Origin of the sequence: Ancylobacter sp. VNQ12, assembly GCF_049445835.1 — a bacterium.
In the GTDB taxonomy this organism is placed as follows: Bacteria; Pseudomonadota; Alphaproteobacteria; order Rhizobiales; family Xanthobacteraceae; genus Ancylobacter.
In genome coordinates, this window is the sequence record NZ_JBMSDU010000015.1 from 1 (window position 1) to 26,219 (window position 26,219).

The 26,219-nt window shown below is 65.2% G+C and carries 24 protein-coding genes; 15 read left to right on the top strand and 9 right to left on the bottom strand.

Annotated features, from left to right (window positions below):
* Positions 1–44: 44 nt before the first annotated feature.
* Positions 45–944 (bottom strand): LysR family transcriptional regulator, encoded by a 900-nt coding sequence (locus ACO2RV_RS17875; protein ID WP_423295447.1) that lies wholly within the window; start codon positions 942–944, stop codon positions 45–47.
* A gap of 164 nt (positions 945–1,108) precedes the next feature.
* Here ACO2RV_RS17875 and mmsB point away from each other — a divergent pair, with 164 nt between their 5' ends.
* From mmsB to ACO2RV_RS17935, 12 genes are all read left to right on the top strand, one after another.
* Positions 1,109–2,014: a 3-hydroxyisobutyrate dehydrogenase gene (gene mmsB, locus ACO2RV_RS17880; RefSeq protein ID WP_423295449.1), complete on the top strand. Its 906-nt coding sequence runs from the start codon at positions 1,109–1,111 to the stop codon at positions 2,012–2,014.
* Between the two features lie 92 nt (positions 2,015–2,106).
* Positions 2,107–3,315 carry an ABC transporter substrate-binding protein gene (locus ACO2RV_RS17885; protein ID WP_423295452.1) on the top strand — a complete coding sequence of 403 codons (1,209 nt, stop codon included), beginning with the start codon at positions 2,107–2,109 and terminating at the stop codon, positions 3,313–3,315.
* A 111-nt stretch (positions 3,316–3,426) separates the two neighbouring features.
* Positions 3,427–3,978, top strand: a complete 552-nt coding sequence (locus tag ACO2RV_RS17890; protein WP_423295454.1) for an amino acid synthesis family protein — start codon at positions 3,427–3,429, stop codon at positions 3,976–3,978.
* Between the two features lie 129 nt (positions 3,979–4,107).
* The gene (locus tag ACO2RV_RS17895; RefSeq protein ID WP_423295456.1) at positions 4,108–4,863 is read left to right on the top strand and encodes an ABC transporter ATP-binding protein; all 756 of its coding nucleotides are present in this window, start codon (positions 4,108–4,110) and stop codon (positions 4,861–4,863) included.
* A complete protein-coding gene (locus tag ACO2RV_RS17900) occupies positions 4,856–5,575 on the top strand; it encodes an ABC transporter ATP-binding protein (RefSeq protein ID WP_423295458.1) in 720 nt (239 codons plus the stop codon). The genes ACO2RV_RS17895 and ACO2RV_RS17900 overlap by 8 nt, the downstream gene beginning before the upstream one ends.
* A 3-nt stretch (positions 5,576–5,578) precedes the next feature.
* Entirely contained in the window at positions 5,579–6,466 is an 888-nt protein-coding gene (locus tag ACO2RV_RS17905) for a branched-chain amino acid ABC transporter permease (RefSeq protein ID WP_423295460.1), read from the top strand.
* Complete coding sequence (locus tag ACO2RV_RS17910; RefSeq protein ID WP_423295462.1) at positions 6,463–7,458, top strand: branched-chain amino acid ABC transporter permease; 996 nt, start codon at positions 6,463–6,465, stop codon at positions 7,456–7,458. The genes ACO2RV_RS17905 and ACO2RV_RS17910 overlap by 4 nt, the downstream gene beginning before the upstream one ends.
* Before the next feature lie 564 nt (positions 7,459–8,022).
* A complete protein-coding gene (locus ACO2RV_RS17915; RefSeq protein ID WP_423295464.1) occupies positions 8,023–8,958 on the top strand; it encodes a glycosyltransferase family 2 protein in 936 nt (311 codons plus the stop codon).
* A gap of 258 nt (positions 8,959–9,216) precedes the next feature.
* Positions 9,217–10,617, top strand: coding sequence for a hypothetical protein (locus ACO2RV_RS17920; RefSeq protein ID WP_423295466.1), 1,401 nt, complete (start codon positions 9,217–9,219; stop codon positions 10,615–10,617).
* Between the two features lie 11 nt (positions 10,618–10,628).
* Entirely contained in the window at positions 10,629–11,756 is a 1,128-nt protein-coding gene (locus ACO2RV_RS17925) for a glycosyltransferase family 4 protein (protein WP_423295468.1), read from the top strand.
* Positions 11,753–12,880, top strand: coding sequence for a glycosyltransferase family 4 protein (locus tag ACO2RV_RS17930; protein WP_423295470.1), 1,128 nt, complete (start codon positions 11,753–11,755; stop codon positions 12,878–12,880). Before ACO2RV_RS17925 ends, ACO2RV_RS17930 begins: the two co-directional genes overlap by 4 nt.
* A 49-nt stretch (positions 12,881–12,929) precedes the next feature.
* Positions 12,930–14,093 (top strand): glycosyltransferase, encoded by a 1,164-nt coding sequence (locus tag ACO2RV_RS17935; RefSeq protein ID WP_423295472.1) that lies wholly within the window; start codon positions 12,930–12,932, stop codon positions 14,091–14,093.
* Between the two features lie 14 nt (positions 14,094–14,107).
* Here the strand turns inward: ACO2RV_RS17935 and ACO2RV_RS17940 are convergent, their stop codons facing one another.
* The 4 genes from ACO2RV_RS17940 to ACO2RV_RS17955 form a co-directional block, all read right to left on the bottom strand.
* The gene (locus ACO2RV_RS17940) at positions 14,108–15,424 is read right to left on the bottom strand and encodes a flippase (RefSeq protein WP_423295474.1); all 1,317 of its coding nucleotides are present in this window, start codon (positions 15,422–15,424) and stop codon (positions 14,108–14,110) included.
* A complete protein-coding gene (locus ACO2RV_RS17945; protein WP_423295476.1) occupies positions 15,424–16,578 on the bottom strand; it encodes a glycosyltransferase in 1,155 nt (384 codons plus the stop codon). The genes ACO2RV_RS17940 and ACO2RV_RS17945 overlap by 1 nt, the downstream gene beginning before the upstream one ends.
* A gap of 168 nt (positions 16,579–16,746) precedes the next feature.
* The gene (locus ACO2RV_RS17950) at positions 16,747–18,099 is read right to left on the bottom strand and encodes an MFS transporter (protein WP_423295478.1); all 1,353 of its coding nucleotides are present in this window, start codon (positions 18,097–18,099) and stop codon (positions 16,747–16,749) included.
* Positions 18,100–18,244: 145 nt separating this feature from the next.
* Positions 18,245–18,388 carry a hypothetical protein gene (locus ACO2RV_RS17955; RefSeq protein ID WP_423295480.1) on the bottom strand — a complete coding sequence of 48 codons (144 nt, stop codon included), beginning with the start codon at positions 18,386–18,388 and terminating at the stop codon, positions 18,245–18,247.
* A gap of 620 nt (positions 18,389–19,008) precedes the next feature.
* On the opposite strand from ACO2RV_RS17955, the gene oxlT reads away from it, so the two are divergent.
* Positions 19,009–20,331, top strand: a complete 1,323-nt coding sequence (gene oxlT / locus ACO2RV_RS17960; protein ID WP_423295483.1) for an oxalate/formate MFS antiporter — start codon at positions 19,009–19,011, stop codon at positions 20,329–20,331.
* A 123-nt stretch (positions 20,332–20,454) separates the two neighbouring features.
* Here the strand turns inward: oxlT and ACO2RV_RS17965 are convergent, their stop codons facing one another.
* The 3 genes from ACO2RV_RS17965 to ACO2RV_RS17975 form a co-directional block, all read right to left on the bottom strand.
* Complete coding sequence (locus tag ACO2RV_RS17965; protein ID WP_423295486.1) at positions 20,455–21,246, bottom strand: carbon-nitrogen hydrolase family protein; 792 nt, start codon at positions 21,244–21,246, stop codon at positions 20,455–20,457.
* Complete coding sequence (gene speB / locus ACO2RV_RS17970; RefSeq protein ID WP_423295489.1) at positions 21,246–22,301, bottom strand: agmatinase; 1,056 nt, start codon at positions 22,299–22,301, stop codon at positions 21,246–21,248. Before speB ends, ACO2RV_RS17965 begins: the two co-directional genes overlap by 1 nt.
* Before the next feature lie 125 nt (positions 22,302–22,426).
* A complete protein-coding gene (locus tag ACO2RV_RS17975; RefSeq protein ID WP_423295491.1) occupies positions 22,427–23,173 on the bottom strand; it encodes an alpha/beta fold hydrolase in 747 nt (248 codons plus the stop codon).
* 158 nt (positions 23,174–23,331) lie between these two features.
* On the opposite strand from ACO2RV_RS17975, the gene ACO2RV_RS17980 reads away from it, so the two are divergent.
* Positions 23,332–24,720, top strand: a complete 1,389-nt coding sequence (locus ACO2RV_RS17980; RefSeq protein ID WP_423295493.1) for an ethanolamine ammonia-lyase subunit EutB — start codon at positions 23,332–23,334, stop codon at positions 24,718–24,720.
* Positions 24,717–25,550, top strand: coding sequence for an ethanolamine ammonia-lyase subunit EutC (gene eutC / locus ACO2RV_RS17985; RefSeq protein ID WP_423295495.1), 834 nt, complete (start codon positions 24,717–24,719; stop codon positions 25,548–25,550). Before ACO2RV_RS17980 ends, eutC begins: the two co-directional genes overlap by 4 nt.
* Positions 25,551–25,802: 252 nt before the next feature.
* On the opposite strand, the gene ACO2RV_RS17990 is transcribed toward eutC, so the two are convergent.
* Entirely contained in the window at positions 25,803–26,132 is a 330-nt protein-coding gene (locus tag ACO2RV_RS17990) for a hypothetical protein (protein WP_423295497.1), read from the bottom strand.
* Positions 26,133–26,219 lie beyond the last annotated feature (87 nt).

Consider the following 26,219-nt stretch of genomic DNA (forward strand, 5'->3'; position numbering starts at 1 on the left):
TTACCGGCGAAGTTCCACCCCCGTGGCCCTGCCTGAGACAGGCGTCAAGCGTTGAAATGGCTACGGTGGGCCTGAAAGAGCCCGCTGATGAAATCCATCACGATGCGCACGCGCGCAATGTCGCGTTGCGATTCATGGACCACCAGCCACCAGCTACGTTGCAGCCGCACCGCAGCCGGCAACACGGAGACAAGATCTGGGAATTGCGAACCTAGGAAATGGGGCAGCACCGCCAGCCCCACACCCGCCCGCGCGGCATTCATCTGCGCGATGATACTGGAGCTCTGGAATGTCGCCCGTGCTCCGCGTACGGCTTCATCGAGATAGTCGAGCTCAGCAGTGAAAATCAGGTCGTCGATATAGTTGATGAACCGGTGGCGCTTCAGGTCGTTGGCCTCATGGATCGTTGGCGTCGAGGCGAGATAGGCGGGGCTCGCATAGAGACCCAGCGTGTAGTCGGTGAGCTTGCGGGTGGCGAGCCGCCCTTGAGTGGGCATCGTCAGCACGATCGCGAGATCGGCCTCATGCTTGGTCAGGTTGAACAAGCGCGGCATGGCGACGAGTTGCACCGTCAGGTTCGGGTAGGAGTCCAGCAGCGGCTTTAGCTGGCGAGCGAGGAAGAAGGCCCCCACGCCATCCGGCGCGCCGATGCGCACCGTGCCGCCGGCCGAAAGGTCTCGCCCGCCGATCTCTTCCTGCGCCAGCAGTATCTGGTTCTCGACAATCTCGGCGGCCTCCATCAGCCGCTCACCGGCAGCGGTCAGTGTGATACCGGACGGGCTGCGCTCAACGATCTTGGTGCGCGCAGCCTCCTCAAGTGCGGTGAGATGGCGGCCAACGGTCGAATGCTTGACGCCGAGCGCGACCGCCGCGCCAGACAGCGTGCCTGCCCGTGCCACGGCCAGCAAGGCACGCAGATGCTCCCAGTTCGGCGTCGTGCTCATCCTGCTGCACTCATCATGTTGCGCGTGGCGGGTGTCACGCGCTCGGCGTTAGGCTAGCGTGCTTATGCAATTATGCACAATAGGTGGCCGAAATTTGGGTATGTTTGTCCAGCAATCGAGAGGCTATCCCTAGGGCAACGAACATAAATCACAGGGGAAGCGTCGTGGCAGTCGTCGCCTTTATTGGCTTGGGCAATATGGGAGGGCCCATGGCCGCCAATGCCGTGAAAGCCGGACATATCGTTCGCGGATTTGACATTTCTGCCGAACGCCGCGCTCTTGCAGCCCGGCAGGGAATTGAGGCCTCGCAAGAGCTCGCTGAGGCGGCCCGAGATGCCGATATCGTGCTCTCCATGCTGAACGCCGGCCCGGCGGTCATCGACGTCTGGGCGCGAGCTCTCCCCGCCATGAAGCTAGGTGGCCTTATCATCGATTGCTCGACCATCGACGTTGAAAGCTCGCGCCGTGCCCATGCACAGGCCCGCGAGGCCGGCCGGCTATCACTCGATGCACCGGTCTCCGGCGGCGTCGAAGGCGCGACCGCAGGTACGCTGACTTTCATGGTCGGCGGCGACGAGGCCGCATTTGCGGCAGGACGCCCATTTCTCGAAGCACTTGGACGCCGCATCGTCCATTGCGGTGAGGCCGGCACCGGCGAGGCGGCGAAGATCTGCAACAACATGATCCTCGGCATCAGCATGATTGCGGTCAGCGAGGCCTTCCTGCTTGCGGACGGGCTCGGCTTGTCGCGGCAGGCGCTGTTCGATGTCGCCTCTAGCGCCTCGGGCCAGTGCTACGCGCTCACCACCCATTGTCCTGTCCCCGGTCCGGTGCCTACTTCGGCTGCCAGTCGCGGCTACAAGCCAGGTTTCGCCGCCGAACTGATGGCGAAAGACCTCAGGCTCTCTCAGGAATGCGCACGCTTCGCCGGGGCGACGACGCCCCTCGGCCATGCCGCCTCCGCACTTTATGAGCGCTTCATCGGCGAGGGCGGCCGCGGCGTCGACTATGCCGGCATCATTCGCTTCCTGTCCGATGCCGACGCGCCGCTGGCCCAGGCGGGGGAATAGCGCAAGAGCCTAGCCGAAACGGCGCACGCAACGACGCGCGCCGCACAAGACAAGAAAGCCTAACGAGGAAACGCCAAGCAGGAGGAATTAAGATGAGGCTCGTAACCGCGTGCGCGGTCGCCGCACTCGTGATCTGCGCCGCCGTTCCCGGCTCCGCGCAGGAGAAGACGCTGAAGATCGGCGTGTTGAACGACCAGTCCGGTCTCTACGCCGACATGGGGGGCCTGGGCTCGGTGGCCGCTGCCAAGCTGGCGGTGGAGGATTCCGGCCTTCTGGAGAAAGGCTGGAAGATCGAGGTAGTCGGCGCCGACCACCAGAACAAGCCGGATGTCGCCTCGAACGTTGCGCGCCGCTGGTTCGACGTCGACGGCGTCGACGTAATCACCGACGTGACCAATTCGGCTGTCGCGCTGGCGCTGAGCCAACTTGCCCGCGAGAAGAACAAGGTCGAGCTGGTCTCCGGAGCCGCCACCTCTGAACTGACCGGTAAGGCATGCTCGCCCAACACCATCCACTGGACCCACGATACTTGGGCACTGGCCAACGGCACCGGCAAGGCCATTGTCCAGACCGGCGGCGACACCTGGTTCTTCATGACCGCCGACTATGCCTTCGGTCATGCGCTGGAGCGCGACACCGAGGCGGTGGTGCTGAAGAGCGGCGGCAAGGTTCTGGGCAAGGTGCTGACCCCGCTGAACACGGCGGACTTCTCCTCCTTCCTGCTGCAGGCGCAGAGCTCCGGGGCCAAGATCGTCGGTCTCGCCAATTCCGGCGTCGACACCAGCAACTCGATCAAGCAGGCAGCCGAATTCGGCATCGTCGAGGGCGGGCAGAAGCTCGCCGGGCTGCTAGTCTACATTACCGACGTCCATGCTGCCGGCCTGCCGATCGCTCAGGGCCTGATCCTGGAATCGGCGTTTTACTGGGACCTCAATGACGGTTCGCGCGCCTTCTCCGAGCGCTTCGCCAAGGCGATGAACGGGCGCAAGCCGAGCATGGTGCAGGCCGGCGTCTACAGTTCCGTCGTGCACTACCTCAAGGCGGTGGAAGCGCTCGGCGACTCCAAGGACGGCGCGGCGGTGGTCGCCAAGATGAAGTCCATGTCCACCGAGGACATCGCCATGGGCAAGGGCCAGATCCGCGTTGACGGACGCAAGATCCACGACATGTATCTTTTCGAGGTCAAGAAGCCGGCCGACAGCAAGGGAGCGTGGGACTATTATACCCTGCGCACCACCATTCCGGCGGCGGAAGCCTTCCGCCCGCTCGACCAGGGCGGCTGTCCCCTCGTGGCTAACTGAACCGGCCTTACGCGTCGCCTGACCCTCGCAGTCCCCTGACCCTTCGCGGTCTCCTTGCGCCGGCACATTGTGTGTCGCCGGCGCCCTTTTCATCGCCATTACGGAGCTACCATGTCTGCCATGCAGGTGCGCAAAATCGTCGTGCAGGTCGAGGAAACCCATAGCGACGTCGGTCAGGCGGTCTCGCCGCCCTCGCGCAAGGTGACCATCGCCGCCGTCATCGCCAACCCGTTCGCGGGTCGGCATGTCGAGGAACTCGCGCCGCTCTACGACCTCGGCGCGGAAGTCTCGGCCCTGCTCGCGCAACGTGGCCTCGATGCTCTCGGCGTCGGCGCGGATGCCGTGCAGAACTACGGCAAGGCCGCGATCATCGGCACCGACGGAGAGATCGAGCACGCCGCGGCGCTGCTGCATCCGAGGTTCGGCGCCCCGGTACGCTCGGCCGTCGCTGGCAAGGACATCATTCCCTCCACCAAGAAGATTGGCGCGCCGGGTGCGGCGATCACCTTCCCGCTGACCGGCAAGACGTCGATCTGGGACTTCGACCAGATGGACGCCGCCGAAATCACCATCCCCGACGCGCCCCGCGCCGATGAAGCGGTGGTTATTCTCGCACTGGGGATTGGCGGTCGCCCGCTGCATCGGATCAAATTGCCGGGTTGAGAGAGCAGAGCCGGCAGCGGCGCCGCAAAACGCGGCCCGTGCCGGCAACTGCCCCGATTGACGGACGGGGCTGTTCGAAGGTTCGCAACAAGAACCGCGGGCAGCGCCGAACCTAGGAGGAAAACGCCAATGCACGAGGACTACATCCTCGCGACGGAAGGACTTTCGAAAAGCTTCGGCGGCTTCAACGCCGTGTCGGATGTGAATCTCAAGGTGCGGCGCGGCGCGATCCACGCGCTGATAGGGCCGAATGGAGCGGGCAAAACCACCTGCTTCAACCTGCTGACCAAGTTCCTGGTGCCGACCAGGGGTACCATTCACTACAATGGCCGCGACATCACCGGCGTGTCGTCGGCCGGCATCGCCCAGTTCGGTCTCGTCCGCTCGTTCCAGATCTCAGCCGTGTTCCCGCACCTGACCGTGCTGGAGAACGTGCGCGTCGCGCTGCAACGCCAGCGCGGCTTCTCTTTCGACTTCTGGCGCTCCGAGAAGGTGCTGCGCGGCTACGATGCGCGCGCGCTGGAACTGCTCGACGAGGTCGGGCTGGCCACGGACTCCGACCGCAATGCCAGCGACCTGTCCTATGGTCGCAAGCGCGCGCTGGAACTGGCGACCACGCTGGCGCTCGAACCCGACATGATGCTGCTCGACGAGCCGATGGCCGGGATGGGTCATGAGGACATCGACCGCATCAGCGCGCTGATCCGCAAGGCATCGGTGGGCCGTACCATCCTGATGGTGGAACACAACCTCTCCGTCGTCGCCAATCTGTGCGACCGCATCACCGTTCTGGCGCGCGGACGTATTCTCGCCGAAGGCGATTACGCGACCGTGTCCGACGATCCCCGCGTGATCGAAGCCTATATCGGAGCCGGCCATGCTTGAGCGCTCCCCCACCAAATCGCTGATGGCAGTCCGTCACCTCGAGGCGTGGTACGGCGAATCCCACATCCTGCACGGCATCAACCTCGATATTTCCGAGGGCGAGGTCATCACCCTGCTCGGACGCAATGGCGCGGGCAAGACAACGACGCTGCGCTCGATCATGGGCATGGTCGGACGCCGCACCGGATCGGTGCGCATCGCAGATACCGAGACCATCGGTTACGCTTCGAGGCAGGTCGCGAGGCTCGGCGTCGGCTATGTGCCGGAAGAGCGCGGCATCTATGCCAGCCTGACCGTGAAGGAAAACCTCAATCTGCCACCGCGCGTGCGCCCGGGTGGATTGAGCGATGAACAGATCTTCGAACTGTTCCCCAATATCCGAGAACGATTGACCAGCTACGGCTCCAAGCTCTCGGGCGGCGAACAGCAGATGCTGGCGCTGGCGCGCATCCTGCGCACCGGCGCGCGCTTCCTGCTGTGCGACGAACTTACCGAAGGCCTCGCCCCGGTAATCGTCCAGCAGATCGGCGCCACGCTCCGCACGCTGCGCGAGAGCGGCTTCACCATCCTGCTGGTGGAAAGCAATTTCCGCTTCGCACAGGGCATCGCCGACCGCCACTACATCGTGGAGCAGGGCCGCATCGTCGACCGAATCGAGAATGACGAGATGGACGCCAGCCTGCCAAAGCTCAACCGCTATCTGGGAGTGTGAGCCATGATCCCGTTCCTGGACATTCCCGTGCAGGCGCTGTTCGGCCAGTTGCTGCTTGGCCTGATCAACGGCTCGTTCTACGCGTTGCTGAGCCTCGGGCTCGCGGTCATCTTCGGCCTGCTCAACATCATCAACTTCACCCACGGCGCGCAGTACATGCTGGGTGCCTTCGTCGCCTGGATGCTGCTGAACTATCTCGGCATCGGCTACTGGTGGGCGCTGCTGCTCGCGCCCCTTATGGTCGGCGCCAGCGGCGTGGTGATCGAGCGCCTGCTCATCAGCCGGCTCTACAAGCTCGACCATATCTACGGGCTGCTGCTGACCTTCGGCATCGCCCTGATCATGCAGGGACTGCTGCGCAACCAGTACGGCGCCTCGGGCATGCCCTACGCCATACCGCCGGAACTGGCGGGCGGACAGCGGCTGAGCTTCATGTTCCTTCCCAACTACCGCGCCTGGGTGATCATCGCCTCCATCATCGTCTGCCTCGGCACTTGGCTACTGATCGAGCGCACCCGGCTTGGCGCCTATCTACGTGCGGCGACGGAGAATCCCAGCTTAACCCAGGCTTTCGGCATCAATGTGCCGCTGCTGGTTACGCTGACCTACGGCTTCGGCGTCGGCCTCGCAGCGCTCGCCGGAGTGCTGGCGGCGCCGATCTATTCGGTCAACCCCAACATGGGAGCCGACATCATCATCGTGGTGTTCGCGGTGGTGGTGATCGGCGGCATGGGCTCGATCCTCGGCGCCATCGCTTCGGGCTTCGCACTCGGCCTTATCGAGGGTTTGACCAAGGTATTCTATCCGGAGGCGTCGACCACCGTGATCTTCGTGATCATGGCCATCGTTCTCCTCGTTAAGCCCGCCGGACTGTTCGGGAGGACCGCATGACCATGGTACAGGACATCTCGCCGGCGCGGCTGGCCAAGTCTACCGCGCCACCCGTCCGCGCCGCAGACCAGACAGCGCTCTATGGCAGGCTCTTCATCGCTCTGACGGCGGTGCTGCTGGTGGCGCCGCTGGCGCTCTACCCGATGTTCCTCATGACGCTGCTGTGCTTCGCGCTGTTCGCCTGCGCGTTCAATCTTCTGCTCGGCTTTGGCGGTCTCCTCTCCTTCGGCCACGCCGCGTATTTCGGCATGGCGGCTTATGTCACAGGCCACGCCGCGAAGGTGTGGGGGCTGGGGCCTGAGTTGTCAGTACTGCTCGGCGCCCTGACCGGAGGCGGCCTCGGCCTCGTCTTCGGTGCGCTGGCGATCCGCCGGCAGGGCATCTACTTCTCAATGATCACGCTTGCGCTCGCACAGATGGTGTTCTTCTTCTGCCTGCAGGCGAAGTTCACACATGGCGAGGACGGCATCCAGGCGATTCCGCGCGGCCACCTGTTCGGGCTGATCGACCTCTCCAACGACCGTGTCCTTTACTACGTGGTGCTGGCGGTGTTCCTGGCCGGGCTGCTCGGCATCTTCCGCGTCATCCATTCGCCGTTTGGGCAGGTGCTGAAGGCGATCCGCGAGAACGAGCCACGAGCCATATCGCTGGGCTACAACACCCCGCGCTACAAACTCGCCGTGTTCGTGATTTCCAGCACCATCGCAGGTGTAGCAGGAGGCATGAAAGCGCTGGTGTTCCAGCTCGCCACGCTTACCGACGTCCACTGGACGATGTCAGGTGAAGTTGTGCTGATGACGCTGGTTGGCGGAATGGGCACGGTTTTCGGTCCCATCGTTGGTGCGGCGGTAATCGTCACCATGCAGAACTACCTAGCGCATTTGGGCGCCTGGGTGACGGTGGTGCAGGGTACGATCTTCGTCGCCTGCGTGCTGCTGTTCCGGGAAGGCATCGCGGGAGTTGTGGCGCGCCGCTTGCGCCGTCGGCTGTGAGCGGGCATCTGTTACGCGCTAAGCAAGGTCAACCGGGCATGCTTCAACGGCCTCGATCTGTCAGCCGATCCGAAAAGCTCATGCTGGACTTCTCCCGGTCCGGCAACGCCACTGACGATCCCTACATCGAGGCGTTCGATGGAGCCCTTCCGAAGAGAGTGCCTGAACTCCCGTTGATCTGATCCCAGAAAACTGGACCGTTTGAAGCCGGAGTTACTCCGCGCCAAAATCCCCCGGCGGGAGTGTGGCGGGCAATGAAGGCATCGAAGTTTTCGGACACGCAGAAGGCATTCATCCTGAAGCAGGGAGCGGACGGTGTATCGGTGGCGGAGGAGATGCCGTGCCTGCCGGATCATCGTGTTGTTCAAGGAAGACCGCGAGCGCATCACGATGGAGAGTGACCGGGCCGGCGCGGCGTCACTGTCGACGAATGCGGCATGACCCCGCCTGACGGTCGGCGGCGGGCAATGAGGTTGCGGCCATATGGAAACGCCGTTTCCATTAGGACCGGTCGCGTGTGTATGAGAGTGCTCGTCCGGTTTTCAGCTGTCGTGGTTGTCATTGATGTCGATGATTTCAGTCGTCGTTCCGACCTATCGGCGGGTGCCGGATCTCCTGCGATGCCTGGCTGCCCTTGATCGTCAACGCCGGCCGGCGGATCAGATCATCGTTGTCTGCAGGGACAATGACGTCGACAGCCATGCCGCGGTGTCGTCGCGCGGCGACGTCGGGATCGAACTCGCCACGGTTGCCAGGCCCGGTCAGGTCGCGGCCATGAACGCAGGCCTTGATGCCGCCAAGGGTGACATCATCGCGATCATTGACGATGACACGGCCCCTGCTGCGGACTGGCTGGAGCGGATCGAGCGGCACTATGCGGCCGACGCTGCCCTGGGAGGGCTCGGCGGGCGGGATGTCATACATGTCGGCGACACGACCATCCCGGCTTCGGAGAGGATAGTCGGCATCATCCAGTTCCAGGGGCGCATAATCGGCAATCATCATGTCGGTTATGGCGAGGCTCGGGAGGTGCACGTCCTGAAGGGCGCCAATATCAGCTTCCGGGCCGCCGCGCTGGCGGGCGCGCGCTTCGATGGCCGTCTGCTGGGTAGCGGCGCGCAGGTTTGCAATGAGGTGGGAATCTGCGCCGCCATCCGCCGCAAGGGCTGGCGGCTGCTCTATGACCCGGCAGTCCTTGTCGATCACTTTCCGGCCGTCCGGCACGATGAGGACGCACGCAACACCTTCTCCCCCGTCGCACAATACAATGCCGTGCATAATGAGACGCTGGCTTTGCTCGATGCTCTCCCGGCCTGGCGTCGGCCGGTCTTCCTCGCGTGGGCGTATGCGATGGGAACGCGCGCTTCGCCCGGCCTGCTGCAGGCCTTTCGACTGTCGGCGCTGGGCGAGCCGCACGCTATCGCGCGGTTGCGCGCCAGCCTCGAGGGGCGAGGGGCGGCTGTGAAGACGTGGTGGCGGGCGGTTGCCGGGGCCGAATGAAGCGCAAGGTGCCGCCGGCTGTGGTTCTATCCGCCTTCGACACACGGCGATTCGCGGGGGCGAGGGGGCTTGGCTATGATGTCGCTTTGGTCGGGAGTGTGATCGCTTGAGGGACGTTGGCGTTTTGATCGTGGCAGCTTCCGCGTTTCGGCAATGGCCGATCGATGGAGAATGCGGCGCGGTCATGGTCCGGAGGGCGGCAGACGACCTTGATCCCGACCTCGCCGGGCGATCCCGCGCCGCGCGGCGGACATAGCGATGAAGGCGGTCCGTTCATGGTTCCGATGGGAGATCTGGCTGCAGCTGGCGCTGGCTGCCGCGACCCTCGCTCTGGCGGCGGCAGGGGCGGGCGGCGTCCTCAATCTCGCCTTCCTGCCATTGGCGGCAGCGGTCGCGCTGATCCTGTATCTGCGTTCACCGACCCGCGACTACGTCTCATTCTGTCTTTGGATATGGATGCTCGCACCGCTGGTCCGCCGCCTGGCGGACTGGAGCAGCGGATTTAATCCGCTCAGCCTCATCATTGTGGCGCCGCTTGCCGTTTCCCTGCTCGCCATCGGGCGCGCCAACCGCAAATCCTTCTGGTCGTATGCGCCGTTCACGGCGATCATAATCGTGTATGCCTACGGCGCGCTGTTGGGAATATTCCAGGGGCAGCCTATTCCGGCCTTGTATACGTTGGCGACACTCGTATCACCGGTTATATTCGGTTGCTATATACTGACCTATGCGGATCGTTCTCGGGAAATTGCCGGAACGATGCTGAGGACATTTATATACGGCACCTTCGTATTGTCGCTCTATGCCATAGATCAGTATTTTAATCTGCGACCCTGGGATGCCTACTGGCTGACTGCGTCCGAGTTCAGCTCCGCCGGTCTCCCGATTCCCCAGATGTTCAGGCTTTTCAGTACGTTGAACTCGCCTGGGCATTTTGCCGTGTTGCTGCTCGTCGGGCTTCTCGCGATGTTCTCGTCGTCCTCGCGCCTGCGCTGGATCACGCCTCCTCTGGCGCTCGTATCCCTGGCGCTCACGCTCGTGCGCTCGGCCTGGGGTGGTCTCGCCATCGGCCTTCTGGTGCTGCTCGTCGTGGGGCAGGGGTTCCAGCGCCTGAGATATGTCTTGATCGGCCTGGTAGCCACAATCCTGGCTCTTCCCCTGCTGAGCTATGAGCCGATCTCGGAGGTGTTTTTCGGGCGTCTCGCCAGCATCGTGAACCTCGCGGAAGACAACAGCTACAATGCCCGATTGAGCTTCAGCGACACGATTCTGAGCCAGGTCGATTCACTGGTGTTGGGTAACGGTCTCGGGATTTCCGGCCTCGGTACGAAACTGGGCGGCGAGAACTCGGATGCGATGAGGGTGTTCGATAACGGCGTCCTGGACCTTTTCTACAATTTCGGCCTGATGGCCTTGATCATCGTATTTTCTCTGGCGGCGATGATCTACACCGCCATCAAGAATGGATCGTTTGATGACTATTCGCGCGTATCCGCGGCCATAGCGGTCGGTGTCTTGTCGCAGATCGTCTTTTCCAACGCGTTGGTCGGGTTTGGCGGTATGTGCATCTTCCCGTTCGTGGCCATCGTGGTCAGCTGGAAAGTCTCCGCTCCGCGACGGCAGACCGCGTTTCCGGTCCAGCGTGCCTTCGCGCGATAAGCTGCATCGACATGCGGATCATCATCGTCACGCACAAGCTCACCCGTACCGACGGGCAGGGGCGCGTGAACTATGAACTGGCGCGGCATGCCGCGATGTCCGGCCATGCCGTTCATCTGATCGCAGAAGAAGTCGCACCTGAACTGCGCGAGATGGAGGGCATCGACTACACGCTGGCGTCGCATGGGCCGTTGCGCATCGCCCTGTTGCGGAATTTCTGGTTCGGCCTTCACGCCGGCATCATATTGCGCAAGCTGCGCTCGGCCGGAGATGTGGTTCTCCTCAACGGCGCGATAGCGCTGGGATCGAGCGATATCAACGCGGTGCATTTCGTGCATCGCGGTTGGGGAGCGTCGCCGTTCTACGAGGCCGGGCGCGGATTGCGCGGCCTCTATCAGCGCTTCTACACGGGGTTGAATGTCGTTCTGGAGCGGCTCGCCTTCCGGGCATCGCGATATCTCGTCGCCGTGTCGTCGCAGGTCGCTGGTGAGCTGGTTGCCGCCGGGCAGCCGCCGGAGAAGATCGAGGTGATCGCCAACGGTGTCGATACGCTCGAATTCTCGCCCGGCACCGTGGCGCGTGCCGCTTATGGCCTGCCGGAGCGTTCCGTCGTAGCGCTGTTCGTCGGCGGGCTCGGCACGCCGCGCAAGAATCTGGATACGGTGCTTCGGGCGTTGGTCGAGGTTCCGGATCTGCATCTCGCCGTCGTGGGGGCGCATGAAGGCACGTCCTACCCGCGGCTCGCGCAACAACTCGGCGTGGATCGCCGGGTGCATTTCCTCGGATTCCGCCGCGATGTCGCTGCCATAATGCGGGCCAGTGACTTTTTCGTCTTCCCCTCGCGCTATGAGCCCTTCGGCCTCGTCGTGCTGGAAGCCATGGCGTCGGGCTTGCCGGTGGTGACGTGCCGGACGGCCGGCGCGGCCGAACTCGTGGGGGAGGGGTGCGGCGTGGTGGTTGCGGAGCCGAACGATGTCGGGGCCGTCGCGGACGCCATGCGCGTCGTGATGGCTGATCTGCGCACGAGCCGGACGATGCCGGCGCAGGCGCGCGAGGTCGCCGAGCAGCATGATTGGTCGAGGATGGCCGGCGACTATCTGAAACTGTGCGCGCGCGTCGCCGGGGAGCGCGGGATATGAGGACCATCCAGCTGGGACTGGAGTGGTTTTCCGAGCGCGCCGGCGGCCTGCCGCGCTATTTCTTCGATCTGTTGAACACCACGCCGCATCTGACGGACGCGCGCGGCATGGTGATCGGCTCGGCGAATGTCGCCGTGGAGACCGGCGGGCGCATTCGCAGCTATGCCGCAAGTTCCGACAGCTATCTGCGGAAATTTCGCGGCGCCCGGCGCACCTATGCTGAGTTGCTGAGAGAGGGCACGCCCGAGCTAACGGTCTCGCATTTCGCGCTTTCCACCCTGCCGGTGCTGGATCTGATCAAGGGGCCGTTGGCCGTCCACTTTCACGGCCCCTGGGCCGGCGAGAGCGCCGTAGAGGGCGATGCGGGCCTGCGCGTCCGCCTGAAGCGGACGATGGAGGTCGCGGTCTACCGGCGCGGCCGGCTGTTCATCGTGCTCTCGCAGGCATTCGCCGACGTGCTGCACGGGGCATACGGCGTCCCCCGCGAGCGCATTCGCATCATCCCCGGCGGTGTGGACTTCAAACGGTTCGACATCGCCGAGACGCGCGCCGAGGCGCGTGAGCGTCTCGGCTGGCCGACGGATCGGCCGATCCTGCTGGCGGTGCGCCGCCTCGTGCGCCGCATGGGGCTCGAATACCTCGTCGAGGCCATGACCGAGGTCGTCCGCCATCATCCCGATGCGCTGCTCATGATCGCCGGGCGCGGCCCCTTGCGCGACGAATTGCTCGCTCAGATCCACGCGCTCGGGCTCGAACGCAACGTCCGGCTGCTCGGATTTGTCTCCGACGAGGATCTGCCGCGAGCCTATCGCGCGGCGGACCTGAGCGTCGTTTCGACCCAGGCCCTTGAGGGATTTGGGCTCATTGCGCTGGAGTCGCTTGCGGCGGGAACGCCGGCGATCGTCACGCCCGTCGGTGGTCTGCCCGAGGTGACGGCGCCGCTGGCGCCCGGTCTCGTATTCGAGGGCAAGGGGCCGGAGGCGATGGCCGCCGGATTGCTGGACGCTCTCGGTGGCCGCGGCATTCCCGACGCCGCGGCCTGCCGGAGCTATGCCGCCACATTTGACTGGCCGATCATCGCCGCTCGTGTCACAGCAGCTTACCGGGAGGCCTTGTCATCCTGACGAGGTCGTGTCGCGCCGATGGTCGACCTACTCAAGATGACGAGATGAGATGTCCCCGTCACCATCGGTACTCTTCGTCGATCAGGCCGCGGAGATCGGCGGCGCCGAGCTCTCGCTGATCGATATCGTGCGCTGGCGGAAGGGTCCGCAGACGGTATGCCTGATGCAGCCCGGTCCCTTCGCCGAGCGACTGCGCGAGTTCTCGGTGCCGACGGTCCTCGTCGATGCTTCCGGCATTCTCAACGTCCGGCGCGACGACGGATTGGCGGCGGCCGCAGGGGCGATTCCCGCCCTGCTGAGGATCTTGCGCGGTTTTGCCAGCCATGCCCGCAGGCACGACGTCGTCTACGCCAACACGATGAAGGCAATCGTGCTGGCGGCGCTATCCTATCCGCTGCATCGGCGGCCGGTGATCTGGCATCTTCGCGATCTGCTGACCGCCGAGCATTTCAGCGCCGGCCTGCGGATGTGCTGTTCGCTGCTGCCGGCCTTCGCGATCCGCCGCGTCATCGCCAATTCGCAGGCGACGGCGGAAGCCTATCGCCGGATCGGCGGCCGCTCTCCCGTAGAGGTCGTCTATAATGGCATCGATCCCGCTGCCTTCGACGCGATCGACGCCGCCGAGGCGCGAGCGCGACTCTTGTCCGAGACCCGTCTGGCGGGAGATCGCCCCATCGTCGGCGTCTTCAGCCGGCTGGCCCGCTGGAAGGGCCAGCACGTGCTGGTCGAAGCGTTGAAGAGTGTTCCGGACCTGCAGGCCGTCATCGTAGGAGGCGCGCTGTTCGGCGAGGATGCCTATGAGGCGCAGCTGCGCTCGGACATCGCGGCCGCGGGGCTGGAGGACCGGGTTCGCCTGCTCGGGTTCCGCCGCGACGTTCCGGTCCTGATGAAGGGCGTGGACATCGTCGCGCACACCTCGACCGCCGCCGAGCCCTTCGGTCGCGTGATCATCGAAGGCATGCTGGCGGGAAAGCCCGTGGTCGCGATGCGCGCCGGCGGGGCGGTGGAGCTGATCCGCGACGGTGAAACCGGCGTGCTGGTGGCGCCCGGCGATGCCGGTGCGCTGGCCGAGGCGCTTCGGCAGTTCCTGGCCGATCCCGTCGAAGCCAGCCGCATGGCCGAGCAGGGGGCAAGCCATGCGCGCGAGACGTTCGGCGTTCGCGACTACGTTCTCAACATCGACAAGGCGATCAACGCGGCGTTGTCGCGGTAATCGTCGAGGTCGTCTCAGATCGTCCCTGTCGGGTCGGTTGGCTTTTTCCGCAGCCGCATCCAGCTGAAGCGGCGCCGCACCACCAGCAGCATGCTGGTGGTCACGACGAATTCGCTCGCCAGCGCCGCGAAGGCCGCGCCGAGTGCGCCGTGGAAATGGGTCAGCGGGAAGACGATGGTCGTTCCGACGACCGCCCCCAGCACGAGGCACCAGGTGAACTGACGCTTCATGTCGAACGGGATCATCAGCATGATGCCCGTCACATTGCTGATGCCGGTCAGCAGGATCAGCCACGCCAGCACGCGCAGCACCGGCACGGCGTCTTCAAATCCCGGCCCCAGCAATAGGGTGACCAGCAGCGGGGCCGCGAAGGTGAGCGCAAGCGTGAGCAGCAGCGCGAACCCGCCCTGCGCCAGCAGAAGCCGGCGCGCGAGATGCGAGGCCCGCTCCGGATCGGAGACGCCCAGCGCGCTCATGCGCGGGAAAAACACCATCGAGATCGGCGACAGAAGTCCGCGAACCGGGGTCTGGATTCGCGTCGCGGCGGCGTAGAGTCCGACCTGCGCCGGACCTGACATGACGCCGAGCACCACCATGATGGAACTGGTGTAGAGGGAGATGGCGACCGTCGACAGGAACAGGTGAAAACTCTCCCTGAAGGACAGCCACGACTGGGTGACGTCGAAGGACGGCCGTCCAAGGAGCCCGAGTTTCTGCAGTTCGATCCCATAGATGATCGCCACGAAAACGCCGCCCATGCCGCTGGCGATGACGGCGATGGCGACATCGTCGGGTTCTCTCACCAGCAGGTAGACGAGCGGCACCGCCGCGAGCCGGCCGATGATCGAGCCCTTGGCGAACTTGCCGAGCCGTTCGACACCCCGCAGCACCCATTCGAGATTGAACGGCAGGGTCACGAGATAGATCGTCGAGGCGAGGAGCACCGGGCGCAGCGACGCCGACACGAAGGTTGCGCCGACGACAATGGCGAGCATGCAGATCGCCGCGAGCGTCGCCTTGGCGAGAACGATGCTCCACAGGATGCGCCGCACCTCTGCGGGATCGTCCTTGTGGCGGGCAATGTCCCGCGTTCCCGAAAACCCGAAGCCCCAGTCGACGACCAGGCCGGCATAGCCGAGGATCGCTCCCGCCAGTCCGATCAGCCCGAAGCCCTCCACGCCCAGCACGCGCGCGAGATAGGGAAAGGTGAGCAGCGGAATGGCGTAGTTGGCGAGCTGCCAGATCGCGGCGGCAATCAGCCCCTTGCCTGACTGGGAGTGTAGGCGATGACGCAGCTGCGCCCAGGCGGAGGCCAATATCCGGGGCGCCATCACGTCGCCCCGCGCGCGCCGATTGCCTCACTGGTCAGGCGCTCAAGGTCCGCCAGCACGCGCTCGCGCGAAAAGTGCTGCTCGACATGACGCAAGGCATTGGCGCGGAGCCGCGCGCGCAACGCGGTGTCGGATAGCGCACGGCCGAGCTGTGCCGCCAGATGATCGGCATCGCCGGGCCGCGCGAGCAGCGCTGTCTCTTCGTCGACCGAGACGTCGGTCACGCCGGTCGGCAGATCGCTCGCCACCACGACGGCGCCGAGCAGCATCGCTTCGAGCTGCGAAAGACCGAACGCCTCGGTCTGACCCGTCGAGGGAAAGGCGAACACATCGATGGCCGCCAGCAGCCGGCACTTGTCGCCATGGCTGATCCCGCCGGGAAAATCGATGCGGTCGGCGACGCCGAGTTCGCGCGCGAGCGCCATGGTCGGCGCCCGGAAGGGACCGTCGCCGGCGATCACCGCCCGGACATCCGGCAGCTTCGCCAATGCGCGGACGAGCACGTCGAGGCCCTTGTAATAGGCATGCCGCCCGATGAAACCGATGAGCGGCGCTTCTCCGTAATTCTGCCGCCGCCAGTCCGCCGCCGCCGTCCGGAATGCGGCACCATCCGGGTAGTCCGTGCAATCGACGAAGAGGGGCAGGGTCACCACATTGGCATCCCGCGGAAGGTCCTGCGAAATCGCGTAGTTTCGCGGCGAGGTGACGGAGACCCACGCAGCCTTGCGTGCGAGATGCCGATAGGCGGGCGTGAGCAGCCGCCGCAGCGCCTGTCGTCCCACAATCTCCATATGGTGGAAGATCATGACCGGCGTGCGGAAGCCCTGTAGCGTCATCTTCGCCCACAGGATCGACGAAACGAACGGGTTGGGCGCGTGGAACTGCACCGCCGCGTAGTCGCCCGGCCGGATCCGCGTAAGCATGCCGAACGACAGGGGTTGGGAGAACAGCGTCAGCTGCGTGGCGACGCGGATGACGCGCACGCCGTCGATCTCGACGATACCGCTGTCCCTGTCATGCGCGCTGACGAGAACGTCGACATCGAAGCGCTGGGCCAGACGCTCCGCATATTGCCGCGTGACAAGCTCGATCCCGCCATTGAACGGCGCGTAGTATTTCCCGATCACGAGGATCTTTTCGCGCTTGGTGGCCATGGCTCGCGGCAGAGGCCTCCATGCCCCCTGGAAATCTGCAACGACGGGACGGATCGCACGCTGGCGAATCCGCGCCGGCGTGGAAGCTAAGGCCTAAAGGAACGCGGCGGAATCCGCGAGGATTTGTGTTGTCCGCCGGTGCGGTACCGAAGCGTGCCGGCGCGCCGTTCACGCCTCGATGTCGACGTCGCGCGTTTCCGCACCGAGGATGAGCGCGATCAGCGTCAGGCCGGCCATGGCGGAGAGATAGACGCCGACCCAGAACGGGCTGCCGCCGCCCCAGCTCCACAGCGCCACGGCGATGAACGGGGCCACCGCCGCGCCGAGGATCGAGGACACGTTGTAGGCGATGCCCGAGCCGGTGTAGCGCACATTGGCCGGGAAGAGCTCCGGCAGCAGCGCGCCCATCGGACCGAAGGTCATGCCCATCAGGCTGAAGCCGACGACCAGCCAGGCAACGACGCCGACCGTGCCGGCGGAGAGGAACGGCACCCAGACGAGACCGAACACGATGATCGCGCTGGTGACGCCGATCAGGGTGCGGCGGCGTCCCCAGCGGTCGGCCCAGGGGCCCGAGAGCATGGTGAAGATGCCGAAGAAGATGACGCCGAAGATCATCAGCAGCACGAAGGTGCGGTAGTCGTAGCCGAGGCCGGGCAGGGCGGCCGTGCTGGCGGCGCGGCCATAGCTCAGCGAGAAGGTGGTCATCAGGTAGAACAGCACATAGGTGGCCAGCATGTAGAAGGTGCCGAGCACCAGCTGGCGCGTATGGGTGCGGAACACCGAGACCAGCGGCACATTGTGCACCTTGCCGGCCTTGACGGTCTTCTCGAACGCCCTGCTCTCGACGAGGTTGAGCCGCACCCACAGGCCGACGATGACCATCACGATCGAAAACAGGAACGGAATGCGCCAACCCCAGCTGAGGAACGCTTCCGACGGGCGCGAGGGATCCTCGGAGGGCAACCAGGCGGCAATGATCAGGAACAGGCCGTTGGCGATGATGAAGCCGAGCGGCGCGCCGAGCTGCGGGAAGGTGCCGTAAAGCGCGCGCTTGCCGGGCGGGGCGTTCTCGGTGGCGACCAGCGCTGCACCGCTCCACTCGCCGCCGAGCGCAAAGCCCTGCGCCAGCCGCATCACCACCAGCAGCGCGGGGGCGAGCCAGCCCACCTGATGGAAGGTCGGCAGTGCGCCGATGAGAAAGGTGGCGATGCCCATGGTGAGCAGCGCGCCAACCAGGGTCGCCTTGCGCCCGCGCTTGTCGCCGAGATGGCCGAAGAAGACGGCGCCGAGCGGACGGGCCACCATGGCGGCGCCGAAGACGGCGAAGGAGGCGAGCAGGGCGGTGGTGTCGTTGCCGACCGGGAAGAACAGATGCGGGAACACCAGCACGGCGGCGGTGGCATAGACGTAGAAATCATAGAACTCGATGGTGGTGCCGATCAGGCTCGCGAGGATGACACGGGAGCGCGGATTGGCGACGGCAACGCCGACGGGCGCGGCGGCAAGCGTAGACGACATCGAATGAATGCTCCGAAGGCGGCGGGACGCGCCGAAGGGCGTCAGGCGACCGAATATTACTCTGGTCGCCCTTTTAGAGCATGATCCGCGTCGTTGCAGCCTGCCGGCCTAATACTTTAGGCCCGCCGCCCCGGAGTGCCAGGCGTCAGCCCGGCGGATCGACCTTGACGCCCTGCGGCCCGACTTCGATCTGCAGCGAGTTCTTGTCTCGCTCATAGGCCTGGTAGGCGAAGATGCCGGCGACGACGGCCAGCACCACGACCAGCGCGCCGAGAATGGTTCTGTTCATGATCAATCCCCTTTTCCGGCAACCCCGTTGCCGTCGCAGGCCGGCTATATCCGCCGGCTAGTGGTAATTGAACGCGGTCGACGGTGACTGGTTCCCGGCAAGAATGGATTGCCGGCTTACGAAACGGGAACTCAGCACCGTGCGGCGGTGGGGCGCCCGGGAGGCGGTGCGGCAAGAAGGTCCGTGACAAGGTTCGGGCACGCCGCTGCGGAAGTGGGACGGCGTGACTTCGGGCATGACTTTCGGCACCCCAACGTCCGCGTGAAATCAACTGTGACGTATTCCGTGTGTTGGAGGTTCCCGTACGTCGACTATACCTAGGTATGTTCGGCGGAGAATAGATGTCTCTAGGTAAACATACCGTGGTATAATGGATGTTGAATCTCGATGAATAGATGATATCTATCAATACACAGTTGATGGCGTATGTTGTCGTGGTTTGGTGCTTGACCGAACGTCATTGAATGACCCTCGGTAAAGTAATGTAGTCGAGCATGAGGGGTGCCTTGGCTCGACCGCACCATGCATCATCGACTTACTTTCAGTAGATGGGCGCGTGAGCGCCCCCGCCGAAGCGGTCGGAAAGAGCCGCGTGGTGGCAACAGGTCGAGGAAACCTCAATGCAAGCGAGCACTGCAACTCCGCAGACCGGTGCGCGCGCCTGGGAGCCCTGGTTCCAGCTGGCGTGCGGTATCGTCTGCATGGCGATGATCGCCAATCTTCAATATGGCTGGACGCTGTTCGTCGACCCGATCGACGCCAAGCACCAGTGGGGCCGTGCGGCCATCCAGCTGGCCTTCACCCTGTTCGTGCTCACCGAGACGTGGCTGGTGCCGATCGAGGCATGGTTCGTCGACCGCTACGGCCCGCGTGTCGTCATCCTGTTCGGCGGCGTGACCATCGCGCTGGCCTGGACGGTGAACTCCTACGCCACCTCGCTGCCGTTGCTCTATCTCGGCTCCGTGCTCGGCGGCATCGGCTCGGGTGCGGTCTATGGCACCTGCGTCGGCAACGCGCTGAAGTGGTTCCCCTATCGTCGCGGCCTTGCCGCTGGCGCGACCGCGGCGGGCTTCGGTGCCGGCGCGGCGCTGACCGTGGTCCCGATCGCGGCGATGATCGCCACGCGCGGCTATGAGGCGGCGTTCTTCTGGTTCGGCCTCGGGCAGGGCGCCATCGTCTGCCTGATGTCGATGTTCCTCTATGCGCCGAAGTTCAAGATCGCGGCGCCGAAGAAGGCCAGCAAGCTGCCGCAGAGCAAGGTCGACTTCAAGCCGGCGCAGACCATCTCGAAGCCGGTGTTCTGGCTGCTCTACCTGATGTTCGTCATGGTCGCCTCGGGCGGCCTGATGGCGGCGGCGCAGATCGGCCCCATCGCGCATGATCTCGGCGTGGCGGACGTGCCGGTGAACCTCATCGGCCTGCAGGCGGCGGCGCTGACGCTGGCCATCTCGCTCGACCGCATCTTCGACGGCTTCGGTCGCCCGCTGTTTGGCTATGTCTCCGACCGCATCGGCCGCGAGAACACCATGTTCATCGCCTTCGGCACGGCGGCGGCGGCGCTGCTGATGCTGGTCTATCACGGCTCGAACCCGCTGGTGTTCGTGCTGGCGACGGCCTGCTTCTTCGGCGTGTTCGGCGAAATCTACTCGCTGTTCCCGGCCACCGCCGGCGACACGTTCGGCTCGAAATTCGCCGCGACCAATGCCGGCATGCTCTACACCGCCAAGGGCACGGCGGCGCTGCTGGTGCCGCTCGCCAGCATCGTGGCGGCGAAATATGGCTGGTACGCCGTGTTCGCCATCGCGGTCGGCCTCAACGCGACGGCGGCGTTCCTCGCCATATTCGTGCTGAAACCGTTGCGCGGCCGCTTCATCGCCCGCACGGCCATCGAGGCGGAGAGCATGACGGCGGCGCCTGCGGGCCGCGAGTCGCACGCGCACTGAACTTCCGCATAGACGAACTGTTGTCATCCCGGACGGCCGAAAGGCCGATCCGGGATCGTCTTGTGAGTGGAGAGCGATCCCGGCTCTGCGTCTTCGCTTTCGGCGGGGATGACGCCTAACGGCTCACCGCCCATACACCTCCGGCCGGCGGTCGCGCATGTGGGTGTTGAGCACGCGGGCCTGCTTCAGCTTTTCGGGATCGAGGTCGGCGAAGACGAGCTCCTCGCCGTCGCCGGCGAGCACGAGATTGCCGCCATTGGGGTCGCCGACGCAGCTGAGGCCCATATAGTCGAGCTCACCCTCGCTGCCGCAGCGATTGGCATAGGCGACATAGAGCTCGCTCTCGAAGGCGCGGGCCGGCACCACGAACAACGAGACCGCGTCATAGGGCTTCATGTTGGCGGTCGGCACGATCACGAGATCGGCGCCGCCGAGCGCGAGAGCGCGCACGGCTTCGGGGAATTCGACATCGTAGCAGATGAGGATTCCCACTTTGTAGCCGTCGATCTCGGCAAGCTCCGCCGCGCCAGGACCGGGTGCGAACATCGCCCGGTCGAGGTCGCCGAAAAGGTGGGTCTTGCGGAAGTTCAGCAGCGTGGTCCCGTCACGGTCGATGAGCACAGCGGAATTGTAGACCGCCCCGTCTTCGCCACGCTCCGGATAGCCGTAGCAGATCGCGATGCCGTGCCGGCGGGCCATGTCGGCCACGCGGGCGACACTGGGGCCATTTGCCGATTCGGCAACTGCTACAGCGGCTTGCGCGCCGATGTTGTAGCCGGAAAGGAACATTTCCGGAGCCACCAGCAGGCGCGCGCCATCGACGGCCGCGCGGGCGGCCGCCTCCTCCAGCCGGTCGAGATTGGCGGCGGGGCGATTCTGAGGATCGCCCGCCGTCTGCAAGAGCGCGATCCGCATCAGCCGCCTCGCCGCGCCTTCAGCGCCGTCACCGACATGCAGAAGATCTCGAACAGTACCTGAGCCGCCGCGTGGGCGGTGTTGGAGGTCGGATCATATTGCGGGGCCACCTCGACCACGTCGCCGCCGATCACGTCGAGGCCGTTGAGACCGCGCAATATCTCCAGCACTTCGCGCGAGGTGAGGCCGCCGATTTCCGGCGTGCCGGTGCCGGGCGCGAAGGCGGGATCGAGGCTGTCGACGTCGAAGGAGACATAGACCGGGCCGGTGCCGAGAATCGTCTTCGCCTTCTCGACGATGGCGGGCACGCCCATGCCGGTGACCTCCTCGGCATGGATCACCGTCATGCCGCTCTCATAGGAGAACTCCCACAGGAACTCGGCGCCGCCGCGAATGCCGATCTGGATGGTGCGCGCCGGGTCGAGCGTGCCGTCCAGCACTGCCTTGCGGAACGGGCCGCCATGATGGAACTTCGAGCCTTCATAAACGCCCGAGGTGTCGCAATGGGCGTCGATGTGCAGCATGCCCACCGGCCGCTTTTCGCCCACGGCCTTGAGGATCGAGCCGGTGATCGAATGGTCGCCGCCGACCGACAGCGGGATGACGCCGGCCGCCACGACCTTCTTGTAGAAGGCTTCGATGTCGGCGTGGCAGCTCTCCAGGCTGAAGCGGCTGGTAAAGGGCACGTCGCCGATATCGGCCACCTTGGCGTCGGAGGCGGGCACCATGCCGAGCACGTGCTCATACGGCCCGACCCGCTCGATGGCGCGCACCGCGCGCGGCCCGAGGCGGGCGCCGGCGCGGTTGGTCACGCCGAGGTCCATCGGCACGCCGATGAGCGCCACGTCGAGGCCGCCGAAATCCGGCAGTTCCTGCACGTCGGGGCGGTAGGGCGCGTCGAGCAGCGTCGCCGCATTGGCCCACGGCCATACGCGCCGGTCGCCGCCCTTGAACTGAAGCTCGGCCACCCGCTTGAAGGTCGGATCGAAGATCACCCCACCCTGAATGGAGCCGTACTTCGCGCGGAGCTGCTCGAGCTTTTCCTGATCGGACATTTTCGCCTCATAGGTCTGGAAGTGCAGCTAACCTATCCGGCCCGCATGATGAGCGGGAGAGGGCTTGTACCCGCTCTCCCGCCGTCCTTCGTCGGATGACGCAAGGTGTGGCGCACGAGGCGCAGCTAGCCGGCGATGTCGAGCAGGATATCCGCCACATCCTCCGGCGCGCTGAGGAAGGGCGAGTGGCCGGTGTTCAACTGGTGCAGATGTGCGCCGGGAACGGCTGCCTGCATTTCCCGCTGCACGGCGAGCGGCAGGCCGCGGTCCTCGAGGCACTCGATATAGTGCCGACGCAGCTTGCCATAGCGATGCGGCGTAATCGCCGAGACCGCAGTGAACGGCGCATGCGGGGTGACGCGCACGAGATTGGGGAAGGCGCGCTCGACGTCATGTGCCGTGCAGTCGGAATAGAGCGAGCGCGCGATGAGGTCGCGCTTTGCCAGGTCGAGGCCAAGCCCTTCCTTGCCGAGACGCAGCATGCCCTGCGTCTCGACGATGGCCGGGTCCTTCAGATAGGCCGGCGTCATGACGAAGTCGCGGGCGGTCTTGCCGTTCGGCGCCATGAAGCCGGTGAGGTAGACCAGCGCCTCGATCCGCTCGGGCATTTCCTCGCCGAGCCAGGTGCAGGTCGCCCCGCCGACCGAATGGCCGACCAGAATGGCCTTGCCCTCGATCTGCTCCAGCGCGGCGCGCGCCGGAGCGGCATAGATGGTGAGGTCGGTGACGGCGGCGGTCGGGGTGGGGTCGAAGCCGTGGCTGGCGAGGTCCGGCGCGATCACCGCATGGCCCGCCGCGCCAAGGAGGTTCGCCACCTTCTGGAAGCACCCGCCCCAGTGCCAGGAACCGTGGATGAGAATGAACGTGGCCATGGCGCATTTCCTCCGTGCTTCGGCGGGCGTTTAGCTCCTGACGGGGCGATCGTCCAGCCTGGCATACCAGAAGTCGCCCTTTCCCCCTGTGGCGGGCCGGGGTACATTTTCGACATGGCGCCGAATTGAGCAGTGGCGTCGTCAGGGGTTCAGCGGACATGCCGTATCGTCACATTGTCGGGCCGCAGACTTATGTGTTCGCCGACCTCAGGGAACTGATGGCGAAGGCGACGCCGCTGCGCTCCGGCGACATGCTGGCGGGGGTGGCTGCCACCTCGGCGGAGGAGAATGTCGCCGCGCGCATGTGCCTCGCCGATGTGCCGCTCGCGACGTTCCTGCAAGAGGCGCTGGTGCCCTATGAGCAAGACGAGGTCACGCGGCTGATCATCGACACGCATGACGCGGTTGCCTTCCGGCCGATCGCGCACATGAATGTCGGCGATTTCCGCGACTTCCTGCTGTCCGGCCTCGCCACCAGCGAGGTTCTGGCCGCCATCGCGCCCGGCGTGACGCCGGAGATGGCGGCGGCGGTGTCCAAGCTGATGCGCAACCAGGATCTGATCGCGGTCGCCAAGAAGTGCCGCGTGGTGACGAAGTTCCGCAACACCATCGGCCTGCCCGGCACGATGGCGGTGCGCCTGCAACCCAACCACCCGACCGACGACCCCGCCGGCGTCACCGCCTCCATCCTCGACGGGCTGCTCTATGGCTGCGGCGATGCGGTGATCGGCATCAATCCGGCCTCCGACAGCCTGCCAGTGCTGAGCGAGCTGTTGAAGCTGATCGACGGCATCATCCAGCGCTTCGAGATTCCGACGCAGGCCTGCGTGCTCACCCATGTGACCACCTCGACCGAAGTGATCAATCGCGGCGTGCCGGTGGATCTGGTGTTCCAGTCGGTGGCGGGAACGCAGGCGGCCAACGCCTCCTTCGGCATCGACCTCGCCGTGCTGAAGGAAGGGCGCGAGGCTGCGCTGTCGCTGAAGCGCGGCACGCTTGGCGACAATGTCATGTATTTCGAGACCGGGCAGGGCTCGGCGCTTTCCGCCAATGCGCATCACGGCGTCGACCAGCAGACGCTGGAAGCGCGGGCCTATGCGGTGTGCCGGCCGTTCAAGCCGCTGCTGGTGAATACGGTGGTCGGCTTCATCGGGCCGGAATATCTCTATGACGGAAAGCAGATCATCCGCGCCGGGCTGGAAGACCATTTCTGCGGCAAGCTGATGGGCGTGCCGCTGGGCTGCGACGTCTGCTATACCAACCATGCCGAGGCCGACCAGGACGACATGGACACGCTGATGACGCTGCTGGGCGCGGCCGGCGTGACCTACATCATGGGCATTCCCGGCTCGGACGACGTGATGCTGAACTACCAGTCCACCTCCTTCCATGATCAGCTCTATCTGCGGGAGGTGCTGGGGCTGAAGCGTGCGCCGGAATTCGAGGCGTGGTTGCAGACCATGGGCATCACCGGGCCGGACGGACGGCTGAAGACCCATCGCGGCAGTCATCCGCTGCTCGCCGCCGCCCCGGAACTGGCGGCATGAGCGCGGGTGCTGGCGACGGTGACAAGGGGATGCCCGCCGACCCCGTGGTCGAGGATGCGGTGATCGAGGATAGCTGGCGCAGGCTTGCCGGCATCACGCCCGCCCGCATCGCGCTCGGGCGGGTAGGGGCGGGGCTGCCCACGCGCGAGGTGCTGCGCTTCGCGCTGGCGCATGCGCAGGCACGCGACGCGGTGCAGACACCCTTCGAAGCCGCCCGCATGGCCGGGGAGATCGCCGCGCTGGGCTTCGAAATCATCGAGGTGGCCTCGGCGGCCCCCGCCCGCGATGCCTATCTCCGTCGGCCGGACCTTGGCCGTCGCCTGTCCGAGGAAAGCCGCACCTTGCTGCGCGAGACCGCCGGCGAGCCGGTCGACCTCGCCATCGTGGTCGCGGACGGGCTGTCCTCCACCGCCATTCACACGCAGGCCATACCCTTCCTCATCGAGCTGCGGGCGCGCATTCGCGAGGCCGGATGGAGCGTTGCCCCGGTGGCGGTGGCCAGCCAGGCGCGGGTGGCGTTGGGCGACGAGGTGGGCGAACTCCTGAAGGCGCGCGCGGTGGTGGTGCTGATTGGCGAGCGGCCTGGGCTCTCATCGCCCGACAGTCTCGGCCTTTATCTCACCTTCGCGCCCAAGCGCGGGCGTTTGGACGCCGAGCGCAACTGCATTTCCAATGTGCGCGGCGAGGGGCTCTCGCATGGCCACGCGGCGTTCAAGCTGGCTTGGCTGATCCGGCAGGCGCTGGCGCGGCAGCTGACCGGGGTGAGCCTCAAGGACGAGAGCGACCTTTTGCTGGTGAATGGCCGCCCGCCTGCACTGCAACTGGGCTGAGGCGGCCTCGCGGCAGCTTCGCATCGCTGACGCAATAGCGCCCGTGCTGGAAGGCCGCGTCGGTGAGGCGATCGTCGATGCCCCTGAAGGCATCGACGATCCGTTTTATCAAAGCCGAGATGAACATCATGGTCTCCATGGTTCCGGGCCCTTCTGGCCCTCGCATGGAGACTTGGTGAGGTCGGCGTAAGATCGCGATCGGGAAAATGGTGCGGGCCGCTAAGGCGCGCATAAAGAAGTGCCGTGGCGTGCTCAGGGCTTGAAGGTGAAGGTGCCGATCTCGCAGACATTCACCTTGCGCTTCACCAGCACAGTGCCGTCCGAGAACACGGCCTTGAAGTCGTAGACGCAGGCGTCCGAGCCGTCGTCGATATCGGCTTCGAGCGTCTCGCCGTTCTTCAGCGTGTCGTTGTCCAGCATGTCTTCCTCCCAGCTGTCCTCATCGACGGCGGAAGCGAAGAAGCTGGTGATGGTGTAGCCGGAGGCGTTCACGATATCGACACGGCGGTCCTTGGCGAGCGACGGCGTCGCGGCAAGCACGCAGGCAGCTGCGAAGGCGAGGAGAAGGCGCGCGGTGAGCATGGAGCAGGTTCCCGTTGGCACGCCGATTCCGAATGGCGCAGGGGAAGTCTTTGCCCGACGGACCCGTGAAGGCAATGCGATAGGCGC

What these genes read in the sequence shown, in the direction of transcription:
- ACO2RV_RS17930 (WP_423295470.1), top strand. Translation starts at nt 11,753, where the DNA reads ATGAGGACCATCCAGCTGGGACTGGAGTGGTTTTCCGAGCGCGCCGGC.
- speB (WP_423295489.1), bottom strand. Translation starts at nt 22,301, where the DNA reads ATGTCCGATCAGGAAAAGCTCGAGCAGCTCCGCGCGAAGTACGGCTCC.
- ACO2RV_RS17945 (WP_423295476.1), bottom strand. Translation starts at nt 16,578, where the DNA reads ATGGCCACCAAGCGCGAAAAGATCCTCGTGATCGGGAAATACTACGCG.
- ACO2RV_RS17955 (WP_423295480.1), bottom strand. Translation starts at nt 18,388, where the DNA reads ATGAACAGAACCATTCTCGGCGCGCTGGTCGTGGTGCTGGCCGTCGTC.
- ACO2RV_RS17925 (WP_423295468.1), top strand. Translation starts at nt 10,629, where the DNA reads ATGCGGATCATCATCGTCACGCACAAGCTCACCCGTACCGACGGGCAG.
- ACO2RV_RS17875 (WP_423295447.1), bottom strand. Translation starts at nt 944, where the DNA reads ATGAGCACGACGCCGAACTGGGAGCATCTGCGTGCCTTGCTGGCCGTG.
- ACO2RV_RS17895 (WP_423295456.1), top strand. Translation starts at nt 4,108, where the DNA reads ATGCACGAGGACTACATCCTCGCGACGGAAGGACTTTCGAAAAGCTTC.
- oxlT (WP_423295483.1), top strand. Translation starts at nt 19,009, where the DNA reads ATGCAAGCGAGCACTGCAACTCCGCAGACCGGTGCGCGCGCCTGGGAG.
- ACO2RV_RS17940 (WP_423295474.1), bottom strand. Translation starts at nt 15,424, where the DNA reads ATGGCGCCCCGGATATTGGCCTCCGCCTGGGCGCAGCTGCGTCATCGC.
- ACO2RV_RS17990 (WP_423295497.1), bottom strand. Translation starts at nt 26,132, where the DNA reads ATGCTCACCGCGCGCCTTCTCCTCGCCTTCGCAGCTGCCTGCGTGCTT.
- ACO2RV_RS17890 (WP_423295454.1), top strand. Translation starts at nt 3,427, where the DNA reads ATGTCTGCCATGCAGGTGCGCAAAATCGTCGTGCAGGTCGAGGAAACC.
- ACO2RV_RS17935 (WP_423295472.1), top strand. Translation starts at nt 12,930, where the DNA reads ATGTCCCCGTCACCATCGGTACTCTTCGTCGATCAGGCCGCGGAGATC.
- ACO2RV_RS17980 (WP_423295493.1), top strand. Translation starts at nt 23,332, where the DNA reads ATGCCGTATCGTCACATTGTCGGGCCGCAGACTTATGTGTTCGCCGAC.
- ACO2RV_RS17900 (WP_423295458.1), top strand. Translation starts at nt 4,856, where the DNA reads ATGCTTGAGCGCTCCCCCACCAAATCGCTGATGGCAGTCCGTCACCTC.
- ACO2RV_RS17965 (WP_423295486.1), bottom strand. Translation starts at nt 21,246, where the DNA reads ATGCGGATCGCGCTCTTGCAGACGGCGGGCGATCCTCAGAATCGCCCC.
- ACO2RV_RS17915 (WP_423295464.1), top strand. Translation starts at nt 8,023, where the DNA reads ATGTCGATGATTTCAGTCGTCGTTCCGACCTATCGGCGGGTGCCGGAT.
- ACO2RV_RS17905 (WP_423295460.1), top strand. Translation starts at nt 5,579, where the DNA reads ATGATCCCGTTCCTGGACATTCCCGTGCAGGCGCTGTTCGGCCAGTTG.
- ACO2RV_RS17950 (WP_423295478.1), bottom strand. Translation starts at nt 18,099, where the DNA reads ATGTCGTCTACGCTTGCCGCCGCGCCCGTCGGCGTTGCCGTCGCCAAT.
- ACO2RV_RS17975 (WP_423295491.1), bottom strand. Translation starts at nt 23,173, where the DNA reads ATGGCCACGTTCATTCTCATCCACGGTTCCTGGCACTGGGGCGGGTGC.
- ACO2RV_RS17910 (WP_423295462.1), top strand. Translation starts at nt 6,463, where the DNA reads ATGACCATGGTACAGGACATCTCGCCGGCGCGGCTGGCCAAGTCTACC.
- eutC (WP_423295495.1), top strand. Translation starts at nt 24,717, where the DNA reads ATGAGCGCGGGTGCTGGCGACGGTGACAAGGGGATGCCCGCCGACCCC.
- ACO2RV_RS17885 (WP_423295452.1), top strand. Translation starts at nt 2,107, where the DNA reads ATGAGGCTCGTAACCGCGTGCGCGGTCGCCGCACTCGTGATCTGCGCC.
- ACO2RV_RS17920 (WP_423295466.1), top strand. Translation starts at nt 9,217, where the DNA reads ATGAAGGCGGTCCGTTCATGGTTCCGATGGGAGATCTGGCTGCAGCTG.